Below are 10,090 nucleotides of genomic sequence, written 5' to 3'. Positions count from 1 at the left end.
TTGGGGCTAGGTGTACTTTCCATTATTGGCTTCTTTGTTTTCGATGCCTACACCACGCTTACGGCAAGCGTAGCCGAGCATCCCATTGCTAGCACTGCTTTGGCCGCACTACTTAGTGGTTTTGTGGCCTGTTTCAGTTATTTGAGCTTTCGAGAATGGCGAGGTTATAAGCAAATCAATAAGGCCATTGATGATGGGCAAACTATCGCTTCGTTAACCGGTGAAGATAGCATTGAGACCGTCGACAAAGTACTCAAACGCCATGGTAGCCGTTTTACCTCATCGTCTTATGCTGCGCACTGTTTCGCTATTTACCAAAAGCAGCTTCACAATGATATGTCTGCTAAAGAGCGGCTGGGGCTGTATCACGATACGGTATTAAACGCGGTGCAGCAAAAAGCGCAAAAAGTACTTAACAAAGAATCGATTACCGCAGGAAGCTTGGCATTTATTAGCCCAAATAACTTAATTCAAACTTTTGCAGTCATGTGGATAAGCTTTCGTACCATAAGGCGCATGGCCAAAATTTATGGCCTTCGACCTGGCACCATAGGCAATTGGAAACTACTCGGCGTACTTGCCCAAAATATTGCCGCACAGGGGGTATTCGACTTGGCTACCGATGAAGTAGCCAATCAAATTGGCGGTTCGTTAAGTGCAAAATTTATGGAGAATTCCGCTGAAGCCGTCGCCGCAGGGGCGCTTAATGTGCGTTTAGGAAAGGCGTTAATGAAGCTATTAAAATAGGGCGAATAACAGCGTTATTCATAACGCTGTTATTTTCCAAATGATACCTTTTACAAGCATGAATACGTGACGAAAAGTCGATGTATCTTGCTAAACTACCCCCGCACTACAGGGCTTTTTTAGTTGGCATTACAACGTTAGCAAATATAAGCCCTGCTACTAGCGACATAAAAATCAAGAACACTTCTTGACCTAAATGATCAGCTTGTACAAAGTCTTGCCCCGAAATAAACGAGTTCAACCCAATATAAGTTTTAGACCCCGGCACCAATACAATTAGCCCATGCATAGCCACAATGGTAGCAGGCTGATTTGCAATGCGGGTGAAAGCATTGGCAAAAAGCCCTAGGGCGAAGGCTCCCACGAATGCGCCTAATCCGGGGCTCATGTAATCAGAGCTCCACGCCGTGGCACTGTATGCAATAAAGGCCGCCGCCATGGCCCATGGAATATGTTTAACCCGGGTGCGAAAAATAGCCACTAGCGCTAAACATAATAGAAATACCGATAACCACGTTGCCCAATAAGGCAAAGACTCAGCCGGTTGGTATACGTTCTCGCCAAATAAACTAAAGCCTGCCGATACGCCTAAAAAAGCACCGAAATAAAGCTTAAACAACTGCATTACTGCATCCATGGTGCGAGCAGTGCCCGATACCATATTGCGGGACGAAAGCTCGGCAAGCCCCATGGTAAGGGCAAGCCCAGGAACAAATACTATTACCGAGGAAAGTACAATAAGAGGAATGTTAATACCTGGGTCGATGTAAGTACCAATAGCACACGCGAGTAGGGCAGCAATGAAAGCGGTAGCCGGTTCTAGCATTAAATTAACCCGCTTAGAACGCTCGGACCACAATGTCCATACATAGGCAAGTAAGCCTAGTAAACCTGACCAACCAATTTCAGCCCAGCTTGCACCCATTAGCATGGCAAAGGCGCTGGTAGCCATACCGAAGGCGCCACCCGTAAGCCATTTCCCATAGGGGCTACCCATAGCATCAATTTCATCAAGGCGTTTATCGGCTGCTGCTAGAGTAAGCTCACCGTTTAGTAGTGAGCCTGCAAGCTCATCGGTAAGTGATAGCGCGTTCATGTCTAGGTCGCCGGGAAGTAGGCGAGAAGCATGATTGTATTCATCTTCGTGTCTGTCACTCCAAATAACAAAAGTTAATGAAGTCGGTGTGGAAATAAATGAAGCGTGCACGCCTAAGTAGGTGGCAACTTCTAGTAAGTAAGCTTCTAGTCGAAAAGCAGGCGTGCCGTATTTGTGCAGCATTTTGCCAAGCTTTACAATAAATCTCCGAATTTGAATAAATTCTACAGTGTCCAACGACTTGTCCTACTTGGGGGTTATTTTTTAATAAAAATAAAAGTGCATTCACCGCTAAGTGCGGTAGCGAAATAAGCCAAGCCTGAACTTTTGAGTATAAAAAGGCTTGGCTAAAATTTGCGCGGATTGTAGAGGCAAAATAAGCATAACGCAAAAAACATTTATTAAATTTTCACGTTAGAAAAACTAATGCTTTTTTCTACTAAGATGCGTCACTAGGAAGGCGCTTATTTTGTGGAAGATCCCCGGGAGGGCCATCATCACGAAGACCTCCAGGAGGGCCACCAGGAGGATGATCACCAAGACCACCAGGGCCACCTCGCTTGGTATCGCACTGCATACTGTCACCCTGTATAGCGCAACCTTGAGGTGCACTGAAACAGGCTAAAATTTGGTTACTTCCGGCATCGCCAGCATGGTAGTGGTAACCGATGTCACCCTCTTTCTCTTTATCAACGCTACTTCCATCTAGAGCATGCCCGCCGCAGTCATCAAGATCATCAGGTACTTGTCCATCAGGGAGTTTACGTTCAAAAATAGTAAAACCGTCTAGTGCTACGCCTAACATTTTGCCGTGGGTAGAAAGCGCAGTATCAATAGATGAGCATTCGGTAATGGCATGGTAATGGTACCCAACATGAGGATTAACGTGTCCGCCACAGTCATCAAAGGGGGCAAGAGTGTAAGCCCCTAAAATGGCATCAACTGGCGCAGGCGCATCCATCTTAATACCGTTGAAAGCAAGGCCTACTCCACCATGAGGGTCGAATTGGGTAATGCGTGATGCTTTTTTAGGGTAGGCGGGAATAAGGTATTTTTGTGGTTCAACATCTTCCGCGTATTCAGGTTGGCATTCAACGCAGTAGTTCTGATATTCGGGGGCAACATCGGGGCGCGCAGCAGCAAGGCAGGCATCTTTGCTATCGGTCACTTTAACTTCACCCGTTTCAGGGTTAAACAGCTGCCAATTGTCATCACTATAGAAGGTGGCTAGGTTTTCTATAAAGTTGCCATCCGCATCGTATACTTGGTTATCACTCAACCAAATTCCCGCGTCTTCAGCGGTATCGTTAATATTACGCGGGCACCACGGCCCTTTGTCGTGCCCAACGTCTATACCGCTATTTACCGGCATAGTAACGATATAACACGAAGATTCACTGCCATCGCTCAATGTACAGTCTACAAGGCCATCACTAACAATCACGTCATCAGTAAAGTATTCGGTAGTGGTTGGGAGTGAAGCGTTTGTACTTTGTTTTGTTGATTCTTTTTTTGGGTGCTCGTGGGAGTCTGGGTTGGAATGATCGCCGCACGCGGCAAGTGAGCTTAGGGTAAACACACCCATAACCAACGCTAGTCTTCGTAGTTTGTTATTCTTCATTGCTATCCTTTTCCACACGGTTAAAACAAAGCTGCTTAGTAATAGTAGCTTACAGAGGGCTTTTTGGATTAACACTCAGAAACAATAAGTATTACTCATCGCTTACATAGCACGACGAGGCCATGTCTTAGCCATATATAACGGCCAAAAACAAACAAAAGGGTGTGACAGAAAATAAGGTATTTATTGAATGGCTAACTAAAAGCCATCCAATCTTTCCATACCGGCTCCAACCCTTTTGCTTCAATGGCGGCGGCTACCAAATTTACAGCGCGGGTGTCATCTATATCAAACTGGTTAAGCGCTTCTGAAGGCGCACTATAACCGCCAGGTTGAGTTTGCGACCCTGCTGACATAGAGGTAATACCTAGTGGTAACACACCATCGCGAAATCGCGCCGATTCACGAGTAGATAGGGACAGTTCGGCTTGTGGGTTAAACAAACGGTGAGCGCATATCAATTGCAACAGTTGCGTTTCGTTAGGAAACTGCTGGGTTAATAAATTAACTGAATCGTTGGTATTGCCTTCGCACTGTCGTAAGCGCGGGAAAGAAATAGCCACCCGACTTCGCCAGTAATGCTGCTGAATAAGCTGGCCGTGCAGGGCAGTCATCACACTATCGGTACGCCAGTCACCTAACCCTAATAATGCGCCAATACCTATTTTATCAATACCTGCTGCGCCAATACGATCGCTGGCCTGCAAACGCCATAAGAAATCCTGCTTTTTGCCCCGAGTATGGTATTTTGCGTACGCTTGAGGGTTATAGGTTTCTTGGTAAACTAATACCGCATCCACCCCTAGGGTCTTTAAGGTTTCATAGTCTTTTTGTGGCAACGGCTGCACTTCCATCATGACGTTGCTCGCTTTAGCCCTTATTGCCGGTAGCACTTCACTAAAATAAGGCATGCCTACCTTTTGTTCGTGCTCGCCTGTTACCAGCAATACTTGTGAAAACCCCATATCGGTAATAGCGTCTATCTCGGTTTCTATTTGGCTCAAATTCAGCACCGTACGCTTTATTTTGTTACTCATGGTGAAACCGCAATATGTACATTCGTTTGCACATAAATTGGCAAGGTATAGGGGCACAAATAACCCCATGGTATTGCCAAATCGGGCGCGGGTTAGCATTTGTGATTGCGCGGCCATCTCTTCTAAATAAGGCGTGGCAGCAGGGGATATTAGCGCCATAAAATCATCTAAATTGCGGCTGGTTTTCCCTAACGCTTGCTCTACGTGCTTGTTGGTTTTACTTTGAATAGAAAGCGCTATATTCGTTAAATCTTGCGACATGAGTGTGCTTGCAATGCCCATTTTCAAATTACTCCTGCACCAAAAACTGGGTTAAGGGGCTAGAAGGCTGGGCTTCTTGATGAGTAATAGGCATGCCGGCTTCATAAGCTTTACGGCCTATTTCAACGGCTTTAGAAAAAGCGCTCGCCATGGCAACAGGATTGCTTGCAGTAGCAATAGCTGTGTTCACCAACACAGCATCAGCGCCCATTTCCATGGCCGCCATGGCTTCGCTAGGCTTACCAATGCCCGCATCAACAATAACGGGTACATTCGCTTGTTCAATAATAATGCGCAAAAAAGGCGCGGTTTGTAACCCTTGATTGGTGCCAATAGGTGCGCCTAATGGCATAACCGCTGCGCAGCCCACTTCTTCTAACCGCTTACAAAGCACAGGGTCGGCATGGCAATAAGGCAACACATTGAAGCCTTTTTTCACTATTACTTCGGCGGCACGTAGAGTTTCGATAGGATCTGGTAAAAGGTGCTGTTGGTCAGGGTGTATTTCTAACTTTATCCATGGCGAACCGAGCACTTCATAGGCTAACTCAGCAGCAAAAATGGCTTCTTGTGCGTTTTTGGCGCCAGAGGTGTTCGGTAATAGCGTAACGTCTAATTCTCTTAAAAGTGCTAAGGAATTATCATGCTCAATATGCGCAGAAAGCCGCTTCATGGCTAAGGTTACTATAGTGCTTTTGGCACTTTTTACGCTGCGTTTCATTATGCTTGGCGAGCTAAATTTACCCGTGCCCATTAATAGGCGAGATGAAAAAGTTTGATTCGCTAAGGTAAGCATTTACCCTCCTGCTACAAGCGTGAAAATATCAAGCTTATCGTTGTTTTGTAAGTGGATTTCATCCCAAAGCGGCTTGGCCAAAATAGTGCCGTTTTTAGCCACAGCCACACCGTTTTGGCTTATGTCTTGGCCTATGTTTTGGTCTGTTAGAAAAGCTAACACTGACGTGTTTGGGGCGCAGCTCATCTGTGCATCATTTAATAAAATAGTTATAAAGGACATTGGCATACCTCGCAGTGTTCAAAGGCCGGAAGTGAAAAAGACTGAAACTGCGCAGTGGCCACATTCATAATGTGGTATTGCCCCCACGTAATATTTGTCTTCGGATTCGCCATGTACAGCAATGCTTGTGTGGCTTGAAAGCATGCTGCCATGCCTACCACAGGGCCTAAAATACCTTGACTGATGCAGTCTTCTTGTACCCTTGTGTGCGCAAGTAGGCATGCGTAGCAGCCACTGTTTTTTTCACTCAATTGCAGGTTTATCGCTTGCCAGCTGTACTGGCTGGCGGCAGCAATAAAAAGTGCTGTGCGCTGGTTAACACAAGCGGCATTAATGGCTTTTCGGGTAGTGATGTTGTCGCTGCAATCCAGCACGCACTGGGCACCGGTTATCAGCAACGGTAAGTTACTGCTATTTGCCTTAATCTCGGCTAATTCAATCTGGGGGCGGGGGTTTACTAGGCGCAATTGGGCATAGCTGGCTTTTGTTTTGTATTGGCCAATATGTTCTTGGTTAAACAGCACTTGCCGATGGATGTTACTCTTATCAACAGTGTCGTTATCTACCAGCAACACTTTGCCTATACCTGCACCCACCAAGTAACGCGCAACTAATGTACCTAGCCCTCCAAGCCCGATAACAACAGCGTATGCTTGTTTCAGGCGAGCTTGCCCTTCTTCGTCAATGTCATCAAGCAGCAACTGGCGACTGTAACGGCTGATGTCATCGGCAGATAAGTGCACACTATTCATAGCTAAGGCCGTGTTGAACTGATGCGCCAGGCTCGGCAATTCTGTCTCCCCTGTCTTCGCCATTATCTTCGGCATCATTCATCCGCCTTAACAAGTCGTGAAATGCCGCAGCGGGGTCCGCTGCTTGTGTAACGGCACGCACAACGGCAATACCCGACACGCCAGTACTGGCTACCGTGTTAATTCGTGACAAATTAATACCGCCAATGGCCACCGTAGGGATATCTGCACAAAGCCGAACGTAACGTGAAAGGCGATCGAGCCCTTGTGGTTTGGACGGCATGTCTTTTGTGGTGGTGGGAAAGATATGACCGAGTGCAATGTAAGAGGGCCTTAGCCTTTTAATGCGTTGAAGCTCACAGTAACCGTGGGTAGAAACACCCAATCTAAGCCCTGCACGGGAAATGGCCTGTAAATTCGCCGTTTCGAGATCTTCTTGCCCCAAATGTACGCCGTAGGCACCATGCTTGATGGCTAATTCCCAGTCATCGTTAATAAATAACTGACAGGGTGTGTTCTTTACTACCTCTACAGCCTTCGCTATTTGTATCGACTTGGAATCTTCAGTGCCAAATTTTATTCTCAATTGGATAATCGCGGCGCCTGCTTTTACCAGTACCTCCAATTGCGATACATCGCTAACCACTGGGTATATCCCTAGTGATGTGTCGGTTAATTTAGGAAATTGCATCGGGGTTTTGTGCCAAACAGGGTCATTTTCACCATAGCGGACAGAAGGATAGTGTACCGGCGTTAAAGGAAAGCCAACTAAACCTGCGCAATGAATTTGGTCGGCAGAACAGACAGAACTGCTTGAAAATACCGACGCGTTACGCACTTTATGCAGGTATGCATTAGCAAGGGTTAGCGCATCTTGAATATCATAATCACTTGCCACAAAACCGGCTAATGCACTGGAAAACATGCAACCTGTGCCTCTAAGGTTACCCATGTTATCTCGGGGTTGTTGGAAAATTCGAATCGCCTGCGCTGACACGAAAGTATCAATTGCTGTACTTTGCCAGTGGGCGTGGCCGCCTTTAACGTAAACAGCTTGAGCCCCACGGGCAATAAGCGCTTGTGCCGCGGCTAATAGAGACTTTTCACAGTGCACAGGCCAGCCGGTTAACTGTGCTAACTCTTTCACGTTAGGGGTTACAACATCCACAGTCGCAATAAGCGTATCAATACTATGTTGGCTGAGTTCACCTAAAACGCCTCCTGACGAACTTACCAATACAGGATCCCAAACGACAAAACAGTTAGCGGTTTTATACTGTTTTATTTTTACTACATGCTCACACAAAAATAGGGCTTGAGCAGAGTTTGCAATAGCGCCAATCTTTATTGCCCTAGGTGGAAGGTCGCTTTCGAGTGCTTGCCATTGTTCATTGAGTGTATCGATACTTAGCGCGGATGCGCTTCGCATTATCGAATGTGATTGGTTTGCGACCTGGGTGGTTAATACGCATGCATGCACATTTATATCAGCAAGGGTAATGGCGTCGCGGGTTATACCCGCGCCTCCACTTGTATCTATGCCACCAATAGCCCATACAACGGGTTCCTCGCTCATGGCTTGTGTTGCTTTAAATAAGCCTCTTGTTGTTTCTATCACGGCAGCTGCACCTTGGTATCGGCACCGTGATATAGCGCAGCTCCAGAGTTATTAAAGGCGGTAGCCATGTCTTGCATGCCTTTTTCTTGCAGTGCTTTTTCTTGAAGAGCACTGTCTTGTTGCGCAGCTTCCTGATTAGCTTTGGCTACATCTCGCACTTCTTGAGAAATTTTCATAGAGCAAAACTTGGGGCCGCACATAGAACAAAAATGTGCCACTTTACCCGAGGCCTTGGGCAGGGTTTCATCGTGATAAGCGCGGGCGGTATGGGGGTCTAATGCGAGGTTGAACTGGTCTTCCCAACGAAACTCAAAACGGGCTTTCGACATGGCGTTATCGCGAATTTGCGCACCGGGGTGGCCTTTCGCTAAGTCGGCAGCATGTGCCGCAATTTTGTAGGTAATTAGCCCCTGCTTAACATCTTCTTTGTTGGGCAAACCCAAATGCTCTTTAGGGGTAACATAACAAAGCATGGCGCAGCCGTACCAACCTATCATAGCGGCACCAATTCCAGACGTGAAGTGGTCATAACCTGGCGCGATATCAGTAGTTAGGGGGCCTAATGTGTAAAAAGGCGCTTCATGGCAATGGGTTAACTGCTCTTCCATATTGGCTTTGATCATGTGCATTGGCACATGCCCTGGGCCTTCAATCATAACCTGAACATCGTATTCCCAGGCTATTTTAGTCAGCTCACCTAAGGTGCGAAGTTCAGAGAACTGGGCTTCATCATTGGCATCGGCCACACTGCCTGGGCGTAATCCATCACCTAAAGAAAGCGACACATCGTAGGCGGCGCAAATTTTACAAATATCGCGGAATCGTTCATACAAAAAGCTTTGCTTGTGATGGCTTAAGCACCACTTGGCCATAATCGAGCCGCCACGGGACACAATACCCGTTACCCGGTTTGCGGTAAGCGGTACGTATTCAAGCAATACGCCTGCGTGAATGGTGAAGTAGTCTACCCCTTGTTCGGCTTGCTCAATAAGGGTGTCTTTAAATAGCTCCCACGTAAGGTCTTCGGCTACGCCGTTTACTTTCTCAAGCGCCTGATAAATGGGAACGGTGCCTAACGGAATAGGGCTGTTGCGAAGCAGCCATTCGCGTGTTTCGTGAATGTTGCGGCCGGTGGATAAATCCATAAGCGTATCGGCGCCCCAGCGGGTAGACCACACTAGCTTTTCTACTTCCTCTTCAATAGACGAGGTGACCGCTGAATTACCAATATTGGCGTTAATTTTGACTAAAAAATTGCGGCCAATGATCATAGGTTCTAGTTCAGGGTGATTTATGTTCGCGGGAATAATCGCGCGACCAGCTGCCACTTCTTGGCGAACAAATTCAGGGGTAATGTTTGAAGGCAGGTTAGCCCCGAAGTGCTCGCCTTTGTGTTGATTGCTTAGCGGGCTGTCTTTTAGTGCGTCGCGGCCCATGTTTTCGCGAATGGCAATGTATTCCATTTCGGGCGTTATAATACCTTGGCGAGCGTAATGCAGTTGGGTTACATTTTTACCTTCTAGGGCTTTGCGTGGTTTCAGCGTGCGCGTGAAACGAAAATCTTCAGTGACAATATCTTGCTCACGTTGCTTCGCGAAGTGCGACGATACCCCTTCAAGCTGGTACGTGTTTTCGCGGGCTTTAATCCAGTTTTCTCGTAGCGGCGCCAACCCTTTTTGCACGTTAATGGTAACGTCTGGGTCGCCGTAAGGGCCGGAAGTATCGTAAACCCCAATGGGTGGGTTACTTTCAAATATAGGCTTTTCTTCGGTGCCGCCAATTAAGCTGTCGTGCTGGTGAATCAGTCGCATGGCAACGTTAATATCGTCGCGGCTGCCTTTTTCGTAGTGACGAGTAGAATTAGGGTAGGCCTCACCGGCCAATTGATTAATAAAGTCTTGCGCCTGTTGGCGCTGTTCGCGTCGAGTCGACATAGCATT

At 47.0% G+C, this 10,090-nt stretch carries 9 protein-coding genes; 1 reads left to right on the top strand and 8 read right to left on the bottom strand.

Annotated features, from left to right (window positions below; genetic code table 11):
* The coding region (locus AAC006_RS10790; protein ID WP_339891300.1) for a DUF697 domain-containing protein at window positions 1–747 on the top strand (747 nt) is incomplete at its 5' end.
* Window positions 748–853: 106 nt separating this feature from the next.
* On the opposite strand, the gene AAC006_RS10785 is transcribed toward AAC006_RS10790, so the two are convergent.
* From AAC006_RS10785 to thiC, 8 genes are all read right to left on the bottom strand, one after another.
* The gene (locus tag AAC006_RS10785; RefSeq protein ID WP_013786101.1) at window positions 854–2,080 is read right to left on the bottom strand and encodes a threonine/serine exporter family protein; all 1,227 of its coding nucleotides are present in this window, start codon (window positions 2,078–2,080) and stop codon (window positions 854–856) included.
* Between the two features lie 202 nt (window positions 2,081–2,282).
* Window positions 2,283–3,464 (bottom strand): YHYH protein, encoded by a 1,182-nt coding sequence (locus tag AAC006_RS10780; RefSeq protein WP_013786100.1) that lies wholly within the window; start codon window positions 3,462–3,464, stop codon window positions 2,283–2,285.
* A 194-nt stretch (window positions 3,465–3,658) separates the two neighbouring features.
* Entirely contained in the window at window positions 3,659–4,783 is a 1,125-nt protein-coding gene (gene thiH, locus AAC006_RS10775) for a 2-iminoacetate synthase ThiH (protein ID WP_013786099.1), read from the bottom strand.
* A gap of 7 nt (window positions 4,784–4,790) precedes the next feature.
* Window positions 4,791–5,558, bottom strand: a complete 768-nt coding sequence (locus AAC006_RS10770; RefSeq protein ID WP_208805167.1) for a thiazole synthase — start codon at window positions 5,556–5,558, stop codon at window positions 4,791–4,793.
* Complete coding sequence (gene thiS / locus AAC006_RS10765; protein WP_208805168.1) at window positions 5,559–5,780, bottom strand: sulfur carrier protein ThiS; 222 nt, start codon at window positions 5,778–5,780, stop codon at window positions 5,559–5,561.
* Complete coding sequence (locus tag AAC006_RS10760) at window positions 5,768–6,532, bottom strand: HesA/MoeB/ThiF family protein (RefSeq protein WP_339891297.1); 765 nt, start codon at window positions 6,530–6,532, stop codon at window positions 5,768–5,770. The genes thiS and AAC006_RS10760 overlap by 13 nt, the downstream gene beginning before the upstream one ends.
* Window positions 6,525–8,150 carry a thiamine phosphate synthase gene (thiE, locus tag AAC006_RS10755; protein WP_339891296.1) on the bottom strand — a complete coding sequence of 542 codons (1,626 nt, stop codon included), beginning with the start codon at window positions 8,148–8,150 and terminating at the stop codon, window positions 6,525–6,527. Before thiE ends, AAC006_RS10760 begins: the two co-directional genes overlap by 8 nt.
* Window positions 8,147–10,084, bottom strand: a complete 1,938-nt coding sequence (gene thiC, locus AAC006_RS10750; RefSeq protein WP_244360371.1) for a phosphomethylpyrimidine synthase ThiC — start codon at window positions 10,082–10,084, stop codon at window positions 8,147–8,149. The genes thiE and thiC overlap by 4 nt, the downstream gene beginning before the upstream one ends.
* Between the last annotated feature and the right edge of the window lie 6 nt (window positions 10,085–10,090).

Source organism: uncultured Alteromonas sp., from assembly GCF_963976965.1.
GTDB lineage: Bacteria > Pseudomonadota > Gammaproteobacteria > Enterobacterales > Alteromonadaceae > Alteromonas > Alteromonas naphthalenivorans.
This window is presented reverse-complemented; position numbering and strand designations above follow the sequence as displayed.